The sequence below is a fragment of the Stenotrophomonas sp. 22DLJC03 genome (genome assembly GCF_056861405.1).
Window position 1 is genome coordinate 129338 of the sequence record NZ_JBSPUG010000002.1, and the last position, 21848, is coordinate 151185.

Annotated in this window: 15 protein-coding genes; 6 read left to right on the forward strand and 9 right to left on the reverse strand. The window is 64.0% G+C overall.

The window, feature by feature from the left end; genetic code table 11:
* Positions 1-123: 123 nt before the first annotated feature.
* The 3 genes from AC13GA_RS06465 (at position 124) to AC13GA_RS06475 (ending at position 2147) form a co-directional block, all read left to right on the forward strand.
* Positions 124-1044, forward strand: coding sequence for a DMT family transporter (locus AC13GA_RS06465; RefSeq protein ID WP_482997734.1), 921 nt, complete (start codon positions 124-126; stop codon positions 1042-1044).
* Complete coding sequence (locus tag AC13GA_RS06470; RefSeq protein ID WP_482997735.1) at positions 951-1379, forward strand: MGMT family protein; 429 nt, start codon at positions 951-953, stop codon at positions 1377-1379. The genes AC13GA_RS06465 and AC13GA_RS06470 overlap by 94 nt, the downstream gene beginning before the upstream one ends.
* A 93-nt stretch (positions 1380-1472) precedes the next feature.
* Positions 1473-2147 (forward strand): rhomboid family intramembrane serine protease, encoded by a 675-nt coding sequence (locus AC13GA_RS06475; RefSeq protein ID WP_005410509.1) that lies wholly within the window; start codon positions 1473-1475, stop codon positions 2145-2147.
* Between the two features lie 229 nt (positions 2148-2376).
* On the opposite strand, the gene AC13GA_RS06480 is transcribed toward AC13GA_RS06475, so the two are convergent.
* The 4 genes from AC13GA_RS06480 to AC13GA_RS06495 form a co-directional block, all read right to left on the reverse strand.
* Entirely contained in the window at positions 2377-3960 is a 1584-nt protein-coding gene (locus tag AC13GA_RS06480; RefSeq protein ID WP_482997736.1) for a phytoene desaturase family protein, read from the reverse strand.
* Positions 3961-4035: 75 nt separating this feature from the next.
* Entirely contained in the window at positions 4036-4530 is a 495-nt protein-coding gene (locus tag AC13GA_RS06485; RefSeq protein ID WP_482997737.1) for a VOC family protein, read from the reverse strand.
* Between the two features lie 123 nt (positions 4531-4653).
* Positions 4654-6660 carry a M13 family metallopeptidase gene (locus tag AC13GA_RS06490; RefSeq protein WP_046983575.1) on the reverse strand — a complete coding sequence of 669 codons (2007 nt, stop codon included), beginning with the start codon at positions 6658-6660 and terminating at the stop codon, positions 4654-4656.
* 203 nt (positions 6661-6863) lie between these two features.
* A complete protein-coding gene (locus tag AC13GA_RS06495; RefSeq protein ID WP_046983625.1) occupies positions 6864-8966 on the reverse strand; it encodes a M13-type metalloendopeptidase in 2103 nt (700 codons plus the stop codon).
* A 569-nt stretch (positions 8967-9535) separates the two neighbouring features.
* Here AC13GA_RS06495 and AC13GA_RS06500 point away from each other — a divergent pair.
* Positions 9536-12652, forward strand: coding sequence for a TonB-dependent receptor domain-containing protein (locus AC13GA_RS06500; protein ID WP_337302893.1), 3117 nt, complete (start codon positions 9536-9538; stop codon positions 12650-12652).
* 117 nt (positions 12653-12769) lie between these two features.
* On the opposite strand, the gene AC13GA_RS06505 is transcribed toward AC13GA_RS06500, so the two are convergent.
* Positions 12770-15577, reverse strand: coding sequence for a TonB-dependent receptor domain-containing protein (locus tag AC13GA_RS06505; protein ID WP_253078233.1), 2808 nt, complete (start codon positions 15575-15577; stop codon positions 12770-12772).
* Between the two features lie 385 nt (positions 15578-15962).
* Positions 15963-18752, reverse strand: a complete 2790-nt coding sequence (locus AC13GA_RS06510) for a TonB-dependent receptor plug domain-containing protein (RefSeq protein WP_046983579.1) — start codon at positions 18750-18752, stop codon at positions 15963-15965.
* 175 nt (positions 18753-18927) lie between these two features.
* Here AC13GA_RS06510 and apbC point away from each other — a divergent pair, with 175 nt between their 5' ends.
* Positions 18928-19821 carry an iron-sulfur cluster carrier protein ApbC gene (gene apbC, locus AC13GA_RS06515; RefSeq protein ID WP_046983626.1) on the forward strand — a complete coding sequence of 298 codons (894 nt, stop codon included), beginning with the start codon at positions 18928-18930 and terminating at the stop codon, positions 19819-19821.
* Between the two features lie 79 nt (positions 19822-19900).
* Positions 19901-20473 (forward strand): dCTP deaminase, encoded by a 573-nt coding sequence (gene dcd / locus AC13GA_RS06520; RefSeq protein ID WP_012511735.1) that lies wholly within the window; start codon positions 19901-19903, stop codon positions 20471-20473.
* Between the two features lie 98 nt (positions 20474-20571).
* Here the strand turns inward: dcd and AC13GA_RS06525 are convergent, their stop codons facing one another.
* Genes AC13GA_RS06525 through AC13GA_RS06535 form a run of 3 tightly spaced genes read right to left on the reverse strand, consistent with a single transcriptional unit; the run spans position 20572 to position 21844 of the window.
* Positions 20572-20739 carry a LiaI-LiaF-like domain-containing protein gene (locus tag AC13GA_RS06525; protein ID WP_005418011.1) on the reverse strand — a complete coding sequence of 56 codons (168 nt, stop codon included), beginning with the start codon at positions 20737-20739 and terminating at the stop codon, positions 20572-20574.
* 14 nt (positions 20740-20753) lie between these two features.
* Positions 20754-21176, reverse strand: a complete 423-nt coding sequence (locus AC13GA_RS06530; RefSeq protein ID WP_006381641.1) for an HIT domain-containing protein — start codon at positions 21174-21176, stop codon at positions 20754-20756.
* Complete coding sequence (locus AC13GA_RS06535) at positions 21173-21844, reverse strand: dienelactone hydrolase family protein (protein WP_046983627.1); 672 nt, start codon at positions 21842-21844, stop codon at positions 21173-21175. Before AC13GA_RS06535 ends, AC13GA_RS06530 begins: the two co-directional genes overlap by 4 nt.
* Positions 21845-21848: the final 4 nt, after the last annotated feature.

Consider the following 21848-nt stretch of genomic DNA (forward strand, 5'->3'; position numbering starts at 1 on the left):
ATGCGTGGATCAGGAGTTGCAGTGAGCATGAACGGACATCGGATCGTTCGCCCGGAAGTGCCATGAGACAATTGGAAGCAATCCGGCTGCTTCCAGCCGCCCATGCGGCCCGTTTTCTTCCTGATGTCCACTTCTTCCCCCCGCATCGCCACCACGTCCCCGCGCATCGCTCTGGGCGGCATCGGCTTGGCTGCAATCGGCGCCATTGCCGCTTCAGGCAAGGCCATCATCGTCAAGCTGGGGCTGCGCCATGGCGTGGATGCCACAACGCTGCTGGCGCTGCGCATGCTGATGGCGCTGCCCCTGTTCGCGCTGATGGCGGTGTGGGCCTCGCGCCGTGCAGAGCGACTTTCCTGGGCTGACCGTGCACGCGTGCTGTGGCTGGGCTTCACCGGCTATTACCTGTCCAGCCTGCTCGACTTCCAGGGGCTGCAGTACATCAGCGTGACCCTGGAACGATTGATCCTGTACTTGAACCCGACCCTGGTACTGCTGATCAACGTGCTGCTGGCACGACAGCGGCCGGGCCGCTGGCAGATCGGTGCGCTGGTGCTGAGCTATATCGGCGTGCTGATCGCCTTCGGCCACGACCTGCAGCGTGAGGGCGGGCAGATCATCCTCGGCAGCCTGCTGGTGCTGGGCAGTGCACTCAGCTACGCGCTGTACCTGTTCGGCAGTGGGCAGGTGGTGGCGCGCATCGGTGCGGTGCGGCTGACCGCCTATGCCAGCTGCGTGGCCAGCGCGCTGGTGCTGCTGCATTTCGCGGTGACCCATCCGCTGCCGCTGCTGTGGCAGGCTCCGGCGCCGGTGCAGTGGCTGTCGCTGGTCAACGCCACCGTGTGCACGGTGCTGCCGGTGCTGGCGATCATGCTGGCGGTGCAGCGCGTGGGTTCGTCGCTGGCCGCGCAGGTCGGTATGCTGGGTCCTGTTTCCACCATCGTGATGAGCCTATGGCTGCTCGACGAACCGATGGGGCCGGCGCAGATCGCCGGCACCGTACTGGTGCTGATCGGCGTACTGCTGGTGACCCGCCTGCGACGCTGACGCCGGAGCAGGCGCGCGCGCGCATCCTGGCGGTGATCCGTGCGATTCCGCCTGGCAAGGTGATGGGCTACGGCCAGGTGGCGATGCGTGCCGGCATGCCTGGGCGCGCGCGGTTGACCGCACGCATCCTCGGCCAGAACGACGATCCAGACCTGCCCTGGCACCGCGTGCTGCGCTCGGATGGGCGCATTGCCATGGAAGAAGGGTCGGCCGGCTGGCGCGAGCAGTCGCAGCGGCTGCGTGCCGAGGGCGTAGTGGTGGAGAATGGCCGGGTGCGGATGCCCGCGACCGATCCGGTTGCAGCGCTGGATGCGGCCGTGTGGGGCCCCGGTTGAGCGCCGCTGGCGACTGAACAGGCTACGCCTGCCGGTCGCCAACAAGACACGGTGCTGCGGCTATGATGGAGGCCGTTCCATGCCGGTGCTCCCATGTTCCCGCGACTGCCTACCGTTACCAAGGCCCTGCTGATCGCCAACGCGATCCTGTTCCTGCTGCAGCAGCCGTTCCTGCTCGGCATGCAGACCTTCGAGCCGTTCATGCTGCAACCGTTGCAGCAGGGCTTCGACGCATTCTCGCCGGGTGGCAACTTCCAGCCGTGGCAGCTGCTGACCTATGGCTTCCTGCACGGCAGCTTCGGGCACCTGTTCTTCAACATGCTGGCCGTCTTCATGTTTGGCGCGCCACTGGAGCAGACCTGGGGCGAGAAGCGCTTCCTGCTCTATTACCTGGTGTGCGTGGCCGGTGCCGGCGTCTGCCAGCTGCTGGTGGGCACGCTGCTGGAAAACCCGGCCACGGTGCTGGGCGCTTCCGGTGGCGTGTTCGGCCTGCTGCTGGCCTACGGCATGTTGTTCCCGAACCAGCGGGTGATGCTGCTGTTCCCGCCGATTCCGATGAAGGCACGGACCTTCGTGATCCTGTTCGGCGTGGGCGAGCTGGTGCTGGGCATGACCGGCTGGCAGCCGGGCGTGGCCCATTTCGCGCACCTGGGCGGCATGCTGTTCGGCTGGTTGCTGATCCGCTACTGGCGCGGGCAGCCGCCGTTCAACAAGCGCCGCCCGCCCGGCCCGCCGAAGCGCCCGAACCATCTGCGCAGCGTGAAGTGAGGCGCGATGCGCCTCGCTTCACGCGGGTAGGTGCCAACCTTGGTTGGCACGCTTTGAACGGGATCATTTGACGCTGTAGGTGCCGACCGTTGGTCGGCACGCATTGCCCGGTAGTTGCCAACCGTGGTTGGCAATCGCTTCTGCTGACTCGTGCCAACCATGGTTGGCACCTACCAACAGCAGATCGCGACAACGGCAGGGCAAACCCGCATCCGCGCGTGGCGAGGATCTACAGATCCTGCAACACCACCTGGGCGGCATTGTGTCCCGGCGCACCGGTCACACCGCCACCGGGATGGGTGCCCGACCCGCACAGGTATAGTCCGGGCAGGGCGCCGCGATAGCCGGCCTGGCCGACCATCGGTCGAGCCGAGAACAGCTGGTTGGCACTGAGCGCGCCATGAAAAATGTCGCCACCGATCAGGCCGAAGGTCCGTTCAAGATCCAGCGGTGACAGCACCTGTCGACCGAGAACACTGTCGGCGAAGCCGGGTGCATACCGTTCAACGGTGGCGATCATCAGGTCGGCCACGGTTTCGCGGTGATCATCCCAATGGCGGCCTTCAGGCAACACCGGCGCCACGTGCTGGCAGAACAGGCTGGCCACATGCTGGCCGGGCGGCGCCAGCGAATCGTCCAGCGTACTGGGAATGAGCATTTCCACGATCGGTTCGCGCGACCAGCCGTCGCGGCGCGCATCCAGCCAGGCCCGGTCCATGTAGTCCAGGCTGGGCGCCATGATGATGCCGGCGCTGAGGTGATCGCCGGAGCCGGGCAGGGCGCGGAAGTCCGGCAAACGCGACAGCGCCACGTTCATCCGGAAGGTGCCGGAGCCGCAACGCCAGTTCGCCATCCGCTCGCGCGTAGCTGCCGGTACCTGCGAAGGTTCCAACAATTGCTCGTACAGCAGTTTTGGATTGACGTTGGCGATCACTGCTCTTGCACGCAGGATTTCACCGTTGGCCAGTTCCACGCCCACCGCGCGGCCCTGTTCGATCCGCACGCGCTGCACCTCGGCCTCCGCGCGCAGTTCCGCGCCGGCCTCGCGTGCCGACGCCGCAATCGCCTGGCTGATCGCTCCCATGCCGCCGATCGCGTGGCCCCACGCGCCTTTCACGCCATTGCACTGGCCGAATACGTGGTGCAGCAGCACGTACGCACTGCCCGGTGTGTACGGGCTTGCGTAGTTGCCGACGATGCCATCGAAACCAAACAGCGCCTTGATCGGCGCGCTCTCGAACCAGCGATCCAGATACTCGGCCGCCGACAGCGTGAACAGGTCGAGCAGTTCCTGCCGCAGCGAGGTATCCAGCGTAGCCAGTTCACGACCGAGGCGGCCCATCTGCCACAGGGCGGGCAGGGCACGCCAACCGCCCGTCACACCCAGGTCCGGTGGCGCACGCAGAGCCCACGCGCGCAGTACGTCGGCGAAGATCTCCAGGCGCGCTTCATAGGCGGGCAGCGCCTGCGCATCGCGTTCGGAGAACTTCGCTACTTCGGCCTGGGTGCGGCCCAGCGCCGACAGCAGATAGCGGTCATCAGGCAACGGCAGGAAGTTGTTGGCCGGACGCGCGACGATGCGCAGCCCATGTGCATGAAGCTGCAGGTCATCGATCACCTGCGGTTGCAGCAGCGAGACCGTGTATGACGCCACCGAATTGCGGAAACCGGGATGGAATTCCTCGGTGACTGCCGCGCCGCCGAGAACGCCACGACGTTCCAGCACCAGCACCTTCTTTCCGCCGCGCGCCAGATAGGCCGCGCAGACCAGGCCGTTGTGGCCACCGCCAACGATGATCGCATCCCAGGTCATCAGCACCTCGGAAAAAGGGACGGAGGGAGTTAAGTCGCAATCTGCATCTGAGCACAGGACAGGGGCAGAAACGACTTAATCCCCTCCGTCCCCTTTTTTGATTGCCGCTTCGATGGTGGCGATGTCGATCTTCTTCATCGGCATCATCGCGTTGAAGGCGCGCTTGGCCAGTGCCTTGTCCTTGCTGGTCACCGCTTCGATCAGCACGCGCGGGCTGATCTGCCAGGAGATGCCCCAGCGGTCCTTGCACCAGCCGCATTGGCTCTCCTGTCCGCCGTTGCCGACGATCGCATTCCACAGGCGGTCGGTCTCGGCCTGGTCCTCGGTCTGGATCTGGAAGGAGAACGCTTCGCTGTGCTTGAACGCGGTGCCGCCGTTGAGGCCGACACAGGGAACACCACAGACCGTGAACTCGACCGTCAGTACATTGCCTTCCTTGCCGTCGGGATAGTCACCGGGGGCGTAATGCACGGCGGTCACCGCGCTGTCGGGCAGGAGGCTGGCGTAGAAGGTGGCGGCCTCAAGCGCGCCGTTGTCGTACCAGACACAGATCGTATTCTTGTGTGCCATGTCGGGGCTCCGCGATGGACGAAGCCGCAGCGATAGCACGCCCGGTGTTAACCCGGGATCGTGCTGCACCCGCAAAAAAGGGCGCCCGAAGGCGCCCTCTGCATTACCGGTGCGGCAGTTGGCTCAGCGCCAGACCTTGATCTGCTCGGCTTCGCTGCGCTGCATCGGCTGGCCGGCCTTGCAGCTGAAGGTGGCGCCAAATGCCGGCAGGTTGGCCAGCGTGCCGTTGCTGCGCCACAGGCCCGGCGCACGGATGTCGGCGGTCAGGCGGCGCACGGCTTCGTTCGGCGACAGCTGCTGTGCCCACAGCGCCGACCAGGCGCGGAAGAAGCCCTGCTGCTGTGCCTGCTTGGCCTTCGGCTCCTGTGCGAGATAAGCCGCCCAGGCCAGCTCCAGGCCGGCGATGTCGGCCAGGTTCTCTTCCTGGGTCAGCGTGCCGTTGACCTTGGCACCCTTCACGCCCGGGAAATCATAGCTGCCGTACTGCGCGGCCACGCGGTTGCCGAGCAGGGTCCAGGCCGTCTTGTCGGCCGGGGTCCACCAGCTGCGCAACTCGCCCTTGGCGTCGACCAGCGCACCCTTGGCATCGATCGCACGGGTCAGTTCGTGGCCAACCAGGCCACCGAAGCTGCCGAACTTGTCGGCGGCGTCGGCCTTGGCGTTGAACACCGGGCCCTGCAGGATCGCGGCGGTGACGATCAGGCGGTTCTGGGCCAGGTCGTAGGCCAGCGACGGCTGCTGCGGCAGCACGTCCCAGCGACGGTCGGCGTTGCCCTTGCCGATGCGCTTCATTTCCTCGCGATGGCGCCAGGTCGAAGCGATCAGCATGTTGCCGCCGAACGAGCCACGGCCCATCGGCTGCACGCTGTAGTCGAGGTCGCGCAGCGGGGTGCCGATCTCGATCTTCAGCGCGGCCAGCTTGGCCTGCGCTTCGGTCTTGGCCTCGGCGCTCATCCAGCTGCTGTTCTTGACCGCTTCGATCTGCACTTCACGGACCTTGTCGACGATCCACGCCGCCTGGCGACGGTCTTCGGCCGGCAGGTAACGGGCGGCGTATTCGCGACCGACCATCGGGCCAGCGGCCACGTTGATCGCATCGAGCACGTCTTCCCAACGCTGCGGCGGCAGGGTCTCGCCACGCAGCACGCGGCCGCGGAATTCGAACTCGGCGTCGCGGTAGGCCTTGGACAGGTACGGCGCCATCGAGTCGCCCACGCGCCAGCGCAGGTAGGCCTTCCACTGGTCCGGCTTGAGCTTGGTGACCATGCCGTCGAGCTGCTTGAACAGGCCCGGGTCGGCCAGCGAGACCAGGTCGTCATCCACGCCCTGTGCCTTCAGGAAAGCGTCCAGCTGCAGGTTGCGGTAGCGGCTGTTGAGCTCCTTGGTGGAGATCGGCGCGTAGTTGTTGAACGGGTTGTTGATGCCGGCCAGCGACTGCGCATTGCGTGCCAGCTCGGTTTCCAGCGCGATCACCGCCTGCGACTCGGCATCCAGCTTGGCGGCCGGGGTGCCGGTCAGCGCCAGGATCTGCTTGACGTAGTTGCGGTAGCGCCCCATCAGGGCCACGGTGTCGGCATCGGTACGGGTATAGAACGCCGGATCCGGCAAGCCCATGCCGCCCTGCATGAAGTAGCCGATGTGGCGGTCAAGTGCCTTCAGGTCGACGTCCGGGCCGAAGTTGAAGGCCACCGGGATGCCGACCTGGTGCAGTGCCGCGATCGAGGCCGGTACATCCTTGGCCTTCTTGATCGCGTTGATGCGGGTCAGCAGCGGTGCGATCGGGTTGGAGCCGTCCGCCTCCACGGCCGCTTCGTCCAGGCCACTGGCCCAGAAATCACCCAGCAGCTTCTGCACGTTGCCCTGCGGCGACTTCATCGCCGCGTCGAGCAGTTCGCGCTGCTGCTGGCGGCTGCGGTCGACCAGCTGGCCCAGCGCGGTGATGGCGCCGGTCTGCGGTACCGGGTTGGCCTTCAGCCAGCCTGCATTGGTGGCGTCGTAGAAGTCGCTGCACTGGGCGCTGACAGCCGGGGCGCGCGCGGCCTTTTTCTTGGCGGCGAATGCATCGTGGGTCGGGACCAGGGTCGCCAGGCTGATGCCCAGGGCGATGGCAAGCGGACGGAAATTGGGCATGTGGAACGAATCCGTGATGGATTGAGGGCGCGCGCACTATAGCAAGCTGTGCATCGACGCGGCATGCAGGCGTCACGCCCTGTTCGCGGGTCACCGGCATCAGTAGATCCAGGCCATGCGTGGATGACATGCAATGCGCCGCCAAAAGCAGAGGCCCGGGAATTCCCGGGCCTCTGCAGGTCTACCTTGGCATCAGCCAGGGCTTACCAGATCACCACCTGCTGTTCGCCGGCGCGGACCATCGGCGAACCGGCCTTGCACTGGAACGCAGCGGCGAAGGTCGGCAGGTTCGACGGCGCACCCATGGCACGGAACTGCGCCGGGGCGTGCGGATCGGTGGCCAGGCGGACCTTTGCGTTCTCCGGGGTGTACTTGGTGCGCCACACGGTGGCCCAGTTGAAGAAGAAGCGCTGGTCGCGGGTGAAGCCGTCGACCTTCGCATCTTCCTTGCCGGCGGTGGCCTTCTGCAGGGCATCGTAGGCGGTGGCAAGGCCACCCAGATCGGCGATGTTCTCGCCCAGGGTCAGGTGGCCGTTCACCGCCTGGCCGTCGACCTTGTACTGGTCGAACTGCTTGACCAGCTTGCCGGTCAGGCCTTCGAAGTTCTTCTTGTCGGCCGGGGTCCACCAGTCTTCCATGTTGCCGGTCGGCCCGAAGCGCGCCCCCTGGTCGTCGTAACCGTGGGTCATTTCATGGCCGATCACCGCACCGATGCCGCCGTAGTTCAGCGCGTCGTCGGCCTTCGGATCGAAGAACGGCGGCTGCAGGATGGCAGCCGGGAACACGATCTCGTTCTGCAGCGGGTTGTAGTAGGCATTGACCGTCTGCGGGGTCATGCCCCATTCGGTCTTGTCCACCGGCTTGCCGATCTTGGACAGGTTGAACTTGTAGTTGAATTCGCTGGCGGCGCGCACATTGCCCAGGAAGCTGTCGCGCTGGGTCTGCAGGCCCGACCAGTCACGCCACTTGTCCGGGTAGCCGATCTTCGGGGTAAAGGTTTCCCACTTGGCGATGGCCTTGGCTTTGGTTTCCTCGCTCATCCAGCTCAAGCCCTGGATGCGTTCCTTCAGCGAAGCCGCCAGGTTCTTCACCAGCTCTTCCATCTTCGCCTTGGCTTCCGGCGAGAAGGCCACCTTCACGTACAGCTGGCCGAAGGCTTCGCCGGCATCGTTCTCGATGGTGCCCAGCACGCGCTTCCAGCGCGGCTTCTGTTCCTTCTGGCCATTGAGGGTCTTGCCGTAGAACTCGTAGTTCTCCTGCACGAAGGCGTCGGCCAGGTACGGCGAAGCGCTGTCCACGGTGTGGAAGCGCAGGTAGGCACGCCACACCGACGGATCGGTATCGCCCAGCGCCTTGCTCACTTCTTCATGGAAGGCCGGCATGGCCAGCGAGAACTTCTCCGGCGCGGCAACGCCCTGCGACTTGAAGAACTCGGTCCAGTTGAAGTTCGGGGTCAGCTTGTCGGCGTCGGCCAGAGTGACCGGGTTGTAGAACAGCTCAACGTTGCGCGACAGCTCTACGCGCGACTTGGAGGCCTTGGCCAGGCGGGTTTCGAACTTGACCACTTCTTCGGCCTGCTTGGCGGCGTCGGCCGCGGCGACGCCGGACAGTTCCAGCACCTTGGCGACGTGCGCCTGGTAGGCCTTCAGCTTGTCCGCGTTCTTGGCATCGGTGTAGTAGGTGGTGTCCGGCAGACCCAGGCCGCCCTGGCTGGCGTAGGCCATGTTCACGGCCGAGTTCTTGAAGTCTGCTTCGGCGCCGAAGCCGAACAGGATGTTGTCACCCTTGGCGGCGCTGGTGCGCAGGTAGTTGGCGATGGCTGCCTTGTCCTGCAGGCCCTCGATCGCGGTCAGGTCGGCCTTCAGCGGCTCGATGCCCTGCGCGTTGATCTTGGCTTCGTCCATGCCGGTGGCCCAGAGGTCGCCGACGATCTTCTCGATGTGGTTCGGGTTCTTGACCTGCGCCACCTGTTCAGCCAGCTGGTGCTGCACGGCGACCGAACGCTCGTCGAGGATGGTGAACGCGCCCCAGCTGGTGCGGTCGCCCGGGATTTCATTGGCGGCCAGCCACTTGCTGTTGACGTAGTCGCCGAAGGCGCCGCAGGCGTCCTTGCTGGTGTCCAGATCGCTCGGCTGGAAGGCGTTGTAGGCCGGCAGCTTGCTTTCGTCCAGCGTGTAGTTGGTGGCTTCGGCGGTAGCCGGCGTGGAGGCGGTGGCGTCCTTGGCCGGGGTTTCGTTCTTGCCGCAGCCGACCAGCGCGGCCGAAACGGCCAGGGTCAGCAGCACGATCTTGGGAGTACGGGTCACTTGAATGGCCTCCAGGCCGAGTGAGTCAGGGAAGGGCCGCGGGGACGGCCGTGGGCCGAACGATACGCCGCCGGCCAGAGCAGCAAGGGTGTCGAAGGTCATGGCCCCATGCAAGGGGGCGCAGGTGCCACAAAGGCGTGAGCCGGGTCGGTGGAAGGCTGTGCCCGGCATTGAGGGAAGGTCACTTTTTCCCATTCAAGTCGAGTGAATTTATTGTGAATATGTGATCTCAGTTGCAGCCTGGGCAGGCGCAGTCATTGGCAGTGGAAGCGTGCTGGATGAGACGGGGCGAGGTCGCCGTGCACGGCGCTTTCCAGCTGCCGCTGCATAGAGCGATTATAATTAAGTTGTTGATTTATTTAAATAATGTTTCATCTCTTGTGCCTAATCTCCACCTTGTGCACTCCTTCGGTGACGTATTCAGTGAACTTGAATTTTTGCTGAATGTTGCTGTTTAGTGTCGTTATGTGTATGAATTCCGTTATCGGCACGTGAACGGTTGCTGACCGTATTGCCTCTGCCTTGCCGATGCAGAGCTTTTTATGCCTTCACTTTTCAGAGAGAGAGACATGGAGAAGACTCGCCCACTACCCCGCAATCCGTTGAGTCTCGCGCTCAGCTCGGCCCTTCTGCTTGCTGTCGCCCTGCCTGCCTTCGCGCAGGATGGGGATGCTGCAAAGGAGACCGCCGAGAGCGCGAAGAAGGCTTCCAATGAAGCCGCGGCCACCCAGCTGGACCGCATCACGGTAACGGGCTCGCACATTTACCGCGCCGGCTATGACACCCTGGAACCAGCGGCCGTGGTGTCCCGCCAGGACATCGAGGCTTACGGGCACACCAACCTGATCGATGCGTTGACCAAGATCCCCGGTGTTTCGGCTGGTGTTTCCTCGCGCGGTGACCAGGCCGGCTTCGGTGCGGGCGTGAACTTCGCCAGTCGTTTCGGCCTGGGCAGCAACCGCTTGCTGACCCTGGTCAATGGCCGACGCTTCGTGACCTCTGCACCGCCAACCGTATTCGGCGCGGGCGGCGGTTCGGGCATCCAGGTCGACATGAATTCGATCCCGACTGTGATGGTCGAGCGCGTGGAAAGCCTGAGCATCGGTGGTGCACCCACCTATGGTTCCGATGCCATCTCCGGCGTGAACAACATCATCCTGCGCGACAAGTTCGAAGGTGCCGAGGTCGAGCTGGGCTTTGGTAGAACCACCAAGAATGACAATGACCGCTACTCCTGGTCTGCCATCTTCGGTAGTGGTTTCGCCGATGGTCGTGGCCACTTCACCATTGCTGCCGAACTGGATAACAGCGACGGCGTGAATGCGCTCCAGCGCGACTTCTACCGCAACGGCTACAGCCTGCAGACCAATCCGACGGCTGCAAACGTGGCGCGTTTCCAGTCGTGGCGCACGCCGGGCAACGATGGTCGCATCGATTCCGGCATCCCGTTCAACACCGGACCGGCCGATGGCATTGCCGACCAGGTCTGGATCCGAAACCGGCGCATTTCCAGCATGACCTTCGGTGGCCTGATCATGCCGTCGGACATTCAGGTGCGACGCAGCTACCAGCGGAATGCTACGGGTGAGTTGAATGGCTTCGGTGCCAACAATCAGCTCTGGCACTTCAACAACAAGGGTGATCTGGTTGCCTATGATCCGGGCATCAGCTATCCCAGTGGCAATGCTTCCGGTGGCGATGGACTCAACCTCAACGAAACCCTCCCGCTGATCGCCGACCTCGAACGCCGTTCGGTCTACTCGACCGGCAGCTTCGACTTCAACGACAACGTGCGTGGCTTCTTCGAACTGTCGCACTACAGCGCCACCGCCCGCGAGACGCTGGACCAGAACGTCTACAACGCGGCTGGTTTTGGTGCAGCAAACCCCGATGGCAGTGGTGACCAGAGCGGCGCGATGCTGTTCAGCGCGAGCAATCCATTCCTCAGCGCTGAGTCGCGGCGCATCCTGGCCGAGAACGGCATCACCTCGTTCCGCCTGTCGCGCTCGTCGCGCGACCTGAGCATGAACAACGCCAGCACCGACACGCGCCTCAGTCGTATCGTGCTAGGCCTGGACGGCTTCTTCGATATCGGCGAACGCCGTTTCAACTGGGAAACCAGTGTGACCCACGGTCGAGGCGACTTCGACTACAAGGGTACTGGCCTGATCCAGCAGAACTTCATCAACGCGCTCAACGTGAAGCGTGATGCCAGCGGCAACATCGTCTGTGATGCATCCGCGCCGGGCACCACTGCGGATCCGAACTGCCGTCCGCTGAATCTATTCGGCGAGAACCAGGCATCACCCGAAGCGCTGGCTTATGTGTCAACGCCCACACTGGCCAAGGCAACAACGCGCCAGACCGTGTTCAACGCGTCGGTGACCGGCGGTCTGTTTGACCTTCCGGGTGGCGAGTTCTCCTTCGCCGCGGGTGTGGAGCATCGCCGTGAAGAAGGTTCGTTCACCCCGAGCGAGTACCAGCGACTGGGGCAGGGCCGTTCGGTGCCGATCCAGGGCGCCAAGGGCGACTATCACACCAATGAAATCTTCGCCGAGTTCCTGGCGCCGCTGTTCAACCCCGACTGGGATCTACCGGGCCTGCATCGCCTGGACGTGACCCTGAAGGGCCGCCGCGTGGTCAACTCGGTGGCTGGCGGCTTCAATGCGTACACCTATGGCATCCAGTACGAGCCGTTCGCGGGAATCCAGCTGCGCGGCAGTAAGACGCAGTCGCTGCGTGCACCGTCGATTGCCGAGCTCTATACCTCGCTGCAGCCGGCGTACTACAACATCCCGGAAGTCTGCTCCGTGTCGGCCATCAACGGCGGCACCAATCCCGCGGTTCGCCGCCGCAACTGCGAGGCCTTCTTCCAGGCTTACCCAGGTGCGGATCCGGCAACCTTCCAGGCGTCGCCGACCAACACCCTCGGCTCGGTCAACGGCTATACCGGCCTGAAGAACGAGAAGGCCAAGTCGTGGACGGCGGGCATCGTGTTCGCGCCGGACTGGGCAAAGGGCCTGCGGGTCGCGGCTGACTGGTATGACATCAAGATCACCGATGTGATCACCAGTCTCAGCCCGACCGACATCATCACCGGCTGCTTCGATAACCCGGACTTCAACGCGTCCAACGTGCCCAACGCCAACCGCTTCTGCAGCCTGGTGACGCGCAATCCGCTGAGCGGTGCGGCTACCGATATCCGCACCGAGTACGGCAATGGCCCGGTGCTGATGTTCCGCGGCTGGACGGCCGAGGTGGACTACAACTGGGATATGGGCCAATTCGGCCAGGTGGCACTGGGCTTCTACGGCTACATGCCGAAGAACCGTGGCCAGGCCGCCAGCGCCGATGTGCCGTTCGTGGAGCGCGTGGGTACGTTCGACGAGCCCAAGCGCCAGTTCCGCTGGACGGCGCAGCATGCCATCGGCAAGTGGAGCTATGGCGTGACGTCCAACTACACGAGCGGCTCGCAGTTCAGCTTGACCGCAACCCCGGAAAGCCGGCAGTACTTCAAGCGTGACAGCTGGACGACCTGGGACGCCAACGTCAGCTACCGTTTGACGGACAGCGCCCGCATCAATCTGTCGGTACTGAATCTGTCCGATGACATCGGCCCGTTCCCGTACGTGCTCGATGCGCTCGGCCGCCGCTACATGGCCAGCCTGCGCTACGCCTTCCGTTGACCGGAAGAGGGGATAGGGGGAGGTCCCGCTTGCCAGGGCCTCTTTCTTTTCCCGTACTGCAGGGCAAGAAAAAGCCCCGCCATGGCGGGGCTTTCTCGTTGCTGCTGAAGCAAACGTTTACTTGCCGCCGAACTCGTACTTGGCCTGCACATAGATCGCACGCCCGTAGGCGTTGTACAGGTAGTTGTTGTACGGCTGGCCGCTGGTGCCGGCGAAGCTGAAGCGCTGGTTGTCCGGCATCTTGTTGAACACGTTGTTGACCATCAGCGACAGAGTCAGGTTGTCCAGCGCACGGTAGTTCACGCTCAGGTTGTAAGTGGTGTAGGAGCCCCACTTGCCTGCCTTGTAGCCGGAGCTGTGGACGTAGTCGTAGCCATTGCCCACGTACGCCATGTAGTTCGGCGTCTTGCCGATGTAGTTGGCGTACAGGGTGGTGGTCCACTTGTCCTTGGCCCAGCCGACTGAACCATCGGCACGCACCTTGGCATACGAGTCGTACACCCACATCGCGTACGGGTCACGCAGCAGGTCCAGGAACTCATCGCCCGGCTGCGGCTGCAGTTCACGCTTGAGCATGTCGGTGTAGTTGCCCGAGAACTGAAGCGAACCGAAGCGGCCCATGTCGTGCACGTACTTGAAGCTGGCGGTCAGCGCTTCCAGGTTCTGGCGGGCGACGTTCATCTTCGGGGTGTAGATCTCGTCCAACACGCCGGACGCATCGCGGGTGATCCAGTCGTTGACGTTCTGGCAGCTGGCCGAGGTGTTGTTGGCCTGGCCGCCACGGCAGTAGTACTCGGCCAGCAGCAGCTGGTCGGAGCTGAGCGTATCGACCTCGTTCTTGATCTTCCAGTTGTAGTAATCCACCGACAGCGACAGGTTGTTGATCGGTGCCCACACAACACCTGCATTCCAGACGTCGGCGGTGATCGGTTCCAGGTCCGGATTGCCGGCGCGGGTGCCGAACACCGAGACGCTGTCATACGGACAGCCGGTGGTATTGGCCGGGTCGTAGCCCAACTGGCCGCAACGGTAGTAGTCGGTGGAGCCGTTGGCGTAGTAGCCGCTACGGCCCTGGAATGCGTCGGAGAGGGTCGGAGCGCGGAACGCCGTGCCGTACTTGCCGCGGAACAGCAGGCTTTCGATCGGACGGAACTCGATGCCGATGCTGTAGGTGGACTTGTCGACGGTGTTGCTGCCGATCTTGAAGGCGTCGTAGCGGCCGGAGCCGGTGACCGTCAGCGTGTCATGCAGCGGCAGGCGCAGTTCACCGGTCACTGCGTAGTTGCTGCGGTGGCCGGCACCGGAAACCGCCGTGGTGCCCCACACGCTGCCATCCATCAGGCCCGGATCAGGGCTGTAGTCCCAGCCTTCGCTGCCACCTTCAACGACCACGGCCAGGCCGGCGTCGCCACCCGGCAGCTTGAACAGCGAACCGTTGGTGACCTGCGCACGGGCCAGGTTCTGCCAGGTACGGCTTTCGCTGTAGCTGTAACCGGTGAAGCTCTGGAAGTCGCCAGACGGCAACGGTGAGTAGAACGCTTCCCAGTTCGGGCTGTAGATGTCGTAGCCGGTGCTGGTGGTGCCCAGTACCGGGCCCAGCACGCGCTGCTCGAAGTAGTCGTTGATCGGGTCGTTCCAGCGCACGAAGTTGCGCTCGGTCAGCTTGTACTCGCCGCGGGTGAAGCTGAGGCTGTAGTCCCAGTTGCCGGCCGTGCCGCGCCCACCCAGCGTTACCTGGTAGGCCTTGTTGCGGTCGGTGTTCATGATGTCACGGTAGCCACCGCCGCCGATGTCCTCCGGAGCGAACACGCGCTGCAGGTTCATGTATTGGCCACTTGCCTGGTCGTAGAAACGGCCCCAACCGGACGAGGTGCCCCACCAGGTGTAGCCGGAACCCGTGGCGTACTTGACCTCTTCCAGGCTGTACAGCGCATCGCCGAACAGCTGGAAGTTGTCATTCACGTCGAAGGTGGCAGAGCTGTAGATCTGCGCGCTTTCCTTGCCGTTCTTGATGGTCTTGTAGCCGGTGCCATAGGTCGAGCCACATGCCTGGCCGGTGGGCCGGGTGCCGAGCACGGTGGTGCCATCGAACTGCCCGGCCACATTGGCGCACAGGTTCGGGTCCATCATGGCGTAGGCGTTGTTGGCAGCCGGCAGCAGCACCAGGAAGTCGTTGGAGACGTACTGCGGGCTGTAGCCGTCGGGATTGTTGACCTTGGTCAGGTCACGCTGGTAACCCCAGATCGGGCTGGTCTTTTCGTACTGCACGTTGACCAGGGCATGGAAGCGATCATCGACGCCATTGAAGCCGCGGGCGCCGCTGAGGCGGAAGCTGTTGCCGCCGCCTTCACTGTAGGCGCCGCCACGTACGTTGAGGACGCCACCATCCATGCGTTCCTTGAGGATGATGTTGACCACGCCGGCGATCGCGTCCGAACCGTAAAGGGAGGACTGGCCACCCGGCAGGATCTCGATGCGCTCGACGATGTCGATCGGAATGCCGCTGATGTTGTTGAACGTATCGCCGCCGTTGTACAGCGCCGGATACGAAAGCATCGGGCGGCCATTGATCAGGTATTTGGTATAGCCCGGGCTGAGGCCGAACATGCCGGCCGCTTCTGCGCCCTGGGTGAACGAAGCCGAAGTCTGGCCACCCTGCAGGCCGCCGGTGGACAGCGAGGACTGCTGCAGTACGTCGGCGACGCTGGTGAAGCCTCGGGTCTGGATGTCCTCGGCGGTCACGGTCAGGACCGGTGTGTGGTTCTCGATCTCGGTCTGCGGAATCAGCGAGCCGGTGACGGTGACACGGTCGAGCTGGGTCGGCGCGTTGCCGCTCTGTGCCAGGGCGGTGCCCGAGGCGAGGAGGGTGCCGAGCAGGGCGAGGGTCAGTGGGTGGCGTGGGAGTGTGGAACGATGGCGAGACATGGTGAATCCCCGTAGTGAGCAATGTCTTGGCGACCGGCCTCCTTGCCGGTTTAACAATCTGTTCAGTTGCATTCCATTCAGTTGGACCGTAACACGCGTTTAACGCGTTCAACACGCAACCGTCATCTCCTCAAGCGGCCTATGAGTTGAAAACTTCCCTGAAATCAGTGACTAACGACCATTGTTTTGGTGTGTTTCAAAACATGGCAATGTGCGGTGGATCCTTTCGTACTGCACGCAACGCTTCTGCATCAATGGGTTGCGCTAGCTGCGACGCCGATGTCCGTTGCCTGGATCGCGGCCGCTCGACCGCCTTCTGCGAGCAAAAAAAAGGCCCCGCCGAAGCGGGGCCTGGTCCAGACACGAAGTCCGGAAAACGACGGGATCAGAAGTTGTACTTGACCTGGGCCGAGATCTGACGGCCGTAGACGCTGTAGAAGCCGTCGTTGAACGGGGTCGATTCGTTGCCCGGGTAGTTGTAGCGCTGGCCTTCCGGCAGCTTGTTGAACACGTTGTTGACCATCAGCGACAGGACCAGATCTTCCTGTGCCTGGTAGTTCATGCTCAGGTTGTACGTGGTGTACGAACCCCACTTGCCGGCCTTGGCGCCGGAGGAGTGGACATAGCCGTAGCTGCGGCCGGTGTAGGCCAGGTAGTTCGGGGTGCTGCCGACGTAGTTGGCGTACACGGTGGTGGTGAACTTGGCGATGTTCCACGCCACCGACAGATCGCCGCGGACCTTGGCGAAGTTGTCGTAGTACCACATGTTGTACGGATCGCTCAGCAGGTCGAGCTTGGCGGCACCCGGCATCGGCTGCACTTCACGCTTCAGCATGTTGGTGTAGTTGCCGGAGAACATCAGCGAGCCGAAGCGGCCGATATCCTGCTGGTACTTGGCCGCCACGGTCACCGCTTCCAGGTTCTGGCTGGCAACGTTGAGCTTCGGCGTGTACACGCGGGTCAGGTTGCCACCGGCATCGCGGGACACCCAGTTGGTCACGTCACCGCAGCTGGCCGAGGTGTTGTTCGGCAGGCCGTTGTGGCACTGGTACTCGGCCAGCAGCAGCTGGTCGCTGCTGAGAGTCTTGACCTCGTTCTTGATCTTCCAGTTGTAGTAGTCGGCCGACAGCGAGAAGTTGCTGACCGGGGCCCACACCACACCTGCGCTCCACACATCGGCGGTGATCGGCTTCAGGTCCGGGTTGCCGGACTTTTCGCTGTACACCGAGGTGTTCTTGTAGAACGAGCAGGCCTCATCACGCAGGCCATAGCCCAGCTGGCTGCAGCGGTAGTAATCGTTCTGGCCGGACGAGTACGAACCGCTCATGCCCTGGAAGGCATCGGACAGGGTCGGTGCGCGGAAGGCGGTACCGTACTTGCCGCGCAGCAGCAGGCTCTCGATCGGACGGAATTCCAGGCCGATGCTGTAGGTGGCCTTGTCGACGGTCTTGTCGGCGATCTTGAAGGCGTCATAGCGGCCCGACGCGCTGACGGTCAGCTTGTCGTGCAGCGGCATGCGCAGCTCGCTGGTGACCGCGTAGTTGCTGCGGTGGCCGGCACCGGCGACGGCGGTGGTGCCCCACACATTGCCATCGACGAACGCCTGGTCCGGCGAGTAGTCCCAACCTTCGCTGCCACCTTCCAGCACGACGGCCAGGCCGGCGTCACCGCCCGGCAGGCTGAACAGCGAGCCGTTGGTCACCTGCACGCGGCCCAGGTTCTGCCAGGTCTTGCTGCGGTGGGTACCGTAGCCGGTGAAGCTGGCGAACTGGTCCGGAGTGATCGGCGAGTAGAAGGCCGCGTAGTCCGGGTTGTAGATGCCGAAGCCGCCAGCCGAGGTGCCCAGGCGCGGGCCCAGCACGGTCTGGCCGAAGAAATCTTCGATCTTGTCCTTCCAGCGCACGAAGCGGTTCTGGTCCAGGCGGTACTCGCCACGGGTGAAGCTGGCGCTGTAGTCCCAGTCGCCGACCATGCCCTTGCCGCCCAGGGTGACCTGGTAGGCACGGCTTTCGTCGGAGTTCATGATGTTGTTGTAGTGGCCCGGGCCGATTTCTTCCGGCGCGAAGGCACGCTGCAGGTTCACGACCTTGCCCAGGCCCTGGTCGTAGAAGCCGCCCATGACCGACTTGGTGCCCCACCAGAGGGCGCTGGAGCCGGAGGTGAACTCGGTCTTTTCCTTGCTGTACAGCACGTCGGCGAACAGCTGGAAGTTGTCGTTCACGTCAAAGGTCATCGACGAGTAGAACTGGCCGCTGTTCTTGCCGTTCTTCAGGGTCTTGTAGCCGGCGCTGTACACCGAACCGCAGGACTCGCCCGACGGGCGCTGGCCGACCACGGTGGTGCCGTCATACAGCCCTGCCACGTTGGCGCAACGGCTCGGGTCCATCATCAGCAGCTTGTTGTCAGCGTTGGTGATGACGGCGAAGTCGTTCGACGGAACCTGGGCGGTGTAGCCGACCGGATTGTTCTGGCGGGTGATGTCGCGCTGGTAGCCCCAGATCGGGCTGCCGTTCTCGATCTGCACGTTGAACAGTGCATGGAAGCGGTCATCGAAGGCATTGATGCCCTTGGCGGCGCTGAAGCGGATGTTGCTGCCACCGCCTTCAGTGTAGGTGCCGCCACGGAGGGTCATGGTGCCGCCGTCCATGCGCTCCTTCAGGATGATGTTGACCACACCGGCGATCGCGTCCGAACCGTACAGCGAGGACTGGCCGCCCGGCAGCACTTCGATGCGCTCGACGATGTCGATCGGAATGCCGCTGATGTTGTTGAAGGTTTCGCTGCCGTTGTACAGCGCCGGATACGAGAGCATCGGGCGGCCGTTGATCAGGTACTTGGTGTAGCCCGGATTCAGGCCGAACATGCCGGCTGCCTCGGCGCCCTGGGTGAACGAACCCGAGGTCTGGCCGCCCTGCAGGCCGCCGGTGGTCAGCGACGACTGCTGCAGCACTTCAGCAACACTGCTGAAGCCGCGGGTCTGGATGTCTTCGGCGGTGATGGACATCACCGGGGTCTGGGTTTCAACCTGGGTCTGCGGGATCAGCGAACCGGTGACGGTGATCTTGTCCAGGTTGGTCGCCTTGTCCTGGGCCATTGCCGGAGAGGCGGCCATCAGAGCGGAAATCAGGGCGACGGCGAGCGTATTGCGACGTGCGGTGTTGCTTACGTATTTCATGTAGTTCCATTGGAGAGCAAAAACAAAATCGGCACTGCGCATGCGCCATCGTGCGCGCTGGAAAGCCAGCTTCGCAGCCCAAAACAGTGCTCTGCGAACGTAACATGAACTTAACAATCTGTGCACGAATCTGTAGCAACCCTGAATTTCAGTCAGGTTGCGTCCAGCTTGTATGATGTTGGGTTATTACCCCCTGACCCCGCCGGTGCTCGTTGTGAACAGTTCTCCCCGCCGTCCCCATGCCAGCCAGGTCCAGAAGGGACTGACGCCGCATGCCCGCATCCGCAACGTGATCGCGGTCGGCTCGGGCAAGGGCGGTGTCGGCAAGTCGACCACGTCGGTCAACCTGGCCGTGGCGCTGCAACAGTTGGGCGCGCGCGTCGGCGTGCTCGATGCAGACATCTACGGCCCGAGCGTGCCGGCCATGCTGGGCCTGTCCGGTCGCCCGGAAAGCCCCGACAACAAGAGCATCGAGCCACTGCGCGCATTCGGCGTGGACACCATGTCGATCGGCTATCTGATCGAAGAGGACACGCCGATGATCTGGCGCGGTCCGATGGCCACCTCGGCGATGACCCAGCTGTTCAACGACACCCTGTGGGACGACCTGGACTTCCTGCTGATCGATCTGCCGCCGGGTACCGGTGACATCCAGCTGACCCTGACCCAGAAGATCCCGTTGGCCGGGGCGGTGATCGTCACCACGCCGCAGGACATCGCCACTCTGGATGCGAAGAAGGCGCTGAAGATGTTCGAGAAGGTCGAGGTGCCGGTACTGGGCATCGTCGAGAACATGGCAGTGCATACCTGCAGCAACTGCGGCCATGTCGAGCACCTGTTCGGGGAGGGCGGTGGCGAGCGCATGGCGGCGCAGTACGGCGTGCCGCTGCTGGGGTCGCTGCCGCTGCAGATCGGCATCCGCGAGCAGGGCGATGCCGGGACGCCCATCACCGTCGCCCAGCCGGACTCGGTACCGGCGCAGGCCTATCGTCATGCCGCACAGCGCCTGATCGAGGAAGTGGGCAAGCGCCCGCGCGCCTCGATCCCGATCCTGTCGTCGCTGCTGTAAGGGACGGGGCAGGGGCCGGCGACGATGCCCGGCCCCCTGCTAGAATCCTCGCGCCCCCTCGTATTCCCCAGGACAAAGCATGAGCATCAAGAGTGACCGTTGGATCCGCCGCATGTCCGAGCAGCACGGCATGATCGAGCCGTTCGAGGCCGGGCAGGTCAAGCAGGCCAACGGCGAGCGCATCGTCAGCTACGGCACCTCCAGCTACGGCTATGACGTGCGCTGCTCGCGCGAGTTCAAGGTGTTCACCAACATCAACTCGACGATCGTCGATCCCAAGCATTTCGACCCGGGCAGCTTCGTCGACATCGTCGGTGACGAGTGCATCATTCCGCCGAACAGCTTCGCGCTGGCACGCACGGTCGAGTACTTCCGCATTCCGCGCGACACCCTGGTGGTGTGCCTGGGCAAGAGCACCTACGCGCGCTGCGGCATCATCGTCAACGTGACCCCGCTGGAGCCGGAATGGGAAGGCCACGTGACCCTGGAATTCAGCAACACCACGCCGCTGCCGGCGCGCATCTACGCCAACGAAGGCGTGGCGCAGATGCTGTTCTTCCAGGCCGCAGCCGATGACGTCTGCGAGACGTCGTACCGCGATCGCGGTGGCAAGTACCAGGGCCAGACCGGCGTGACCCTGCCGCGTACCTGACTGCCTGCGTCAACGCGTATCGGTAGCGCCGGGCCATGCCCGGCGTTTCCGTTTGTGGGGCCGCGCGCTGCGCTCGCCGGGCTTGGCCCGGCGCTACCTTACTTGCCGCGACCGAACAGCATCGCGATGCCGACGCCGACCAGCGCCACCGGCCACCAGGTCAGCAGCAGCTTGGACAGGTTCAGGTGGGTCCAGCCCAGGTTGCTGGCGAGCATGAACAGCCCGATCAGGATCAGCAGGACGGCGGCAACGAGGTTGAATCGCATCGGTCGGCAACGGCTCAGGACTGGGCCGGATATCCTAGCCGTTCCTTCCAGTAGGCGACATGCTGGTCCAGCGCGGCCGGCTCGTAGCGGTGCGCCGGGCCGCTGCCCCAGACCGGTCCCGGCCAGGCCGGATCGCCGTCATGGCGGCCGATCACGTGGAAGTGCAGCTGGCGCACGATGTTGCCCAGCGCGCCGATATTGATCTTCTCCACCCCGTCGGAACCGTGCAGGGCCTTGCAGGCGCGGTTGAGCTCGGTGCGCAGCTTGTCCTGTTGCTCGCCGTCCAGCTCGATCCACTCGGTCACCCCGGCCAGGCGCGGTACCAGCACCAGCCAGGGGAATCGTTCGTCGTTCATCAGCCGCACTTGCGACAACGGTCCTTCCGCCACCAGCACGCTATCGGTGGCCAGGCGTGAATCGAGTTCGAAATCGCTCATCCAAGATGCTCCGAGAAGAAGTCCAGGGTGCGTTGCAGCGCCAGGGTGGCGCTGTCTGGATCATACGCATGTCCGACCTCCCGGTTGAAGGCGTGATCGGCCGGATAGACGTAGGTGGCCATCTGCGGCAGCTTCTGGCGATGGGCCTGGATGGCTTCCGGCGGGATGCTCTTGTCCTGGGCGCCGAAGTGGAAGATCACCGGGGCTTTTGGCGTCTCATCGAGGAACTGGACGTTGCGTGCACCGTAGTAGCTGACCGAAGGCAGGCCCAGGCGCAGCGCGGACAGCAGGGCGACGCTGCCGCCCCAGCAGTAACCGACCGTGCCGACCTTGCCGTAAGGGGCCAGCCGGGTCGCTGCGGCACGGACCACCTCCAGTGCCTTCTCCATGCCCAGAGCGGTCACCCGCTCCAGGCCCTGCTTCACGCCGTCGGCGTCGTAGGGCAGGGCGTCCGGATCGGCATCAGCGCCATCGACCAGGTCGAAGAACGACGGCGCCAGCACCGCATAGCCTTCGGCGGCAAAGCGCTCGGCCACGCTGCGGATGTGCGGGTTGGCGCCGAAGATTTCCTGCACCACCACCAGCCCGCCGCGCGGGGCGCCCTCGGGCAGGGCCTGCCAGGCGCGGACAGGGCCATGATGCGTATCCAGGGTGATCCACTCGGCCATCGTC

What these genes read in the sequence shown, in the direction of transcription:
- AC13GA_RS06465 (WP_482997734.1), top strand. Translation starts at nt 124, where the DNA reads ATGTCCACTTCTTCCCCCCGCATCGCCACCACGTCCCCGCGCATCGCT.
- AC13GA_RS06470 (WP_482997735.1), top strand. Translation starts at nt 951, where the DNA reads ATGGCTGCTCGACGAACCGATGGGGCCGGCGCAGATCGCCGGCACCGT.
- AC13GA_RS06475 (WP_005410509.1), top strand. Translation starts at nt 1,473, where the DNA reads ATGTTCCCGCGACTGCCTACCGTTACCAAGGCCCTGCTGATCGCCAAC.
- AC13GA_RS06480 (WP_482997736.1), bottom strand. Translation starts at nt 3,960, where the DNA reads ATGACCTGGGATGCGATCATCGTTGGCGGTGGCCACAACGGCCTGGTC.
- AC13GA_RS06485 (WP_482997737.1), bottom strand. Translation starts at nt 4,530, where the DNA reads ATGGCACACAAGAATACGATCTGTGTCTGGTACGACAACGGCGCGCTT.
- AC13GA_RS06490 (WP_046983575.1), bottom strand. Translation starts at nt 6,660, where the DNA reads ATGCCCAATTTCCGTCCGCTTGCCATCGCCCTGGGCATCAGCCTGGCG.
- AC13GA_RS06500 (WP_337302893.1), top strand. Translation starts at nt 9,536, where the DNA reads ATGGAGAAGACTCGCCCACTACCCCGCAATCCGTTGAGTCTCGCGCTC.
- AC13GA_RS06505 (WP_253078233.1), bottom strand. Translation starts at nt 15,577, where the DNA reads ATGTCTCGCCATCGTTCCACACTCCCACGCCACCCACTGACCCTCGCC.
- AC13GA_RS06510 (WP_046983579.1), bottom strand. Translation starts at nt 18,752, where the DNA reads ATGAAATACGTAAGCAACACCGCACGTCGCAATACGCTCGCCGTCGCC.
- apbC (WP_046983626.1), top strand. Translation starts at nt 18,928, where the DNA reads ATGTTGGGTTATTACCCCCTGACCCCGCCGGTGCTCGTTGTGAACAGT.
- dcd (WP_012511735.1), top strand. Translation starts at nt 19,901, where the DNA reads ATGAGCATCAAGAGTGACCGTTGGATCCGCCGCATGTCCGAGCAGCAC.
- AC13GA_RS06525 (WP_005418011.1), bottom strand. Translation starts at nt 20,739, where the DNA reads ATGCGATTCAACCTCGTTGCCGCCGTCCTGCTGATCCTGATCGGGCTG.
- AC13GA_RS06530 (WP_006381641.1), bottom strand. Translation starts at nt 21,176, where the DNA reads ATGAGCGATTTCGAACTCGATTCACGCCTGGCCACCGATAGCGTGCTG.
- AC13GA_RS06535 (WP_046983627.1), bottom strand. Translation starts at nt 21,844, where the DNA reads ATGGCCGAGTGGATCACCCTGGATACGCATCATGGCCCTGTCCGCGCC.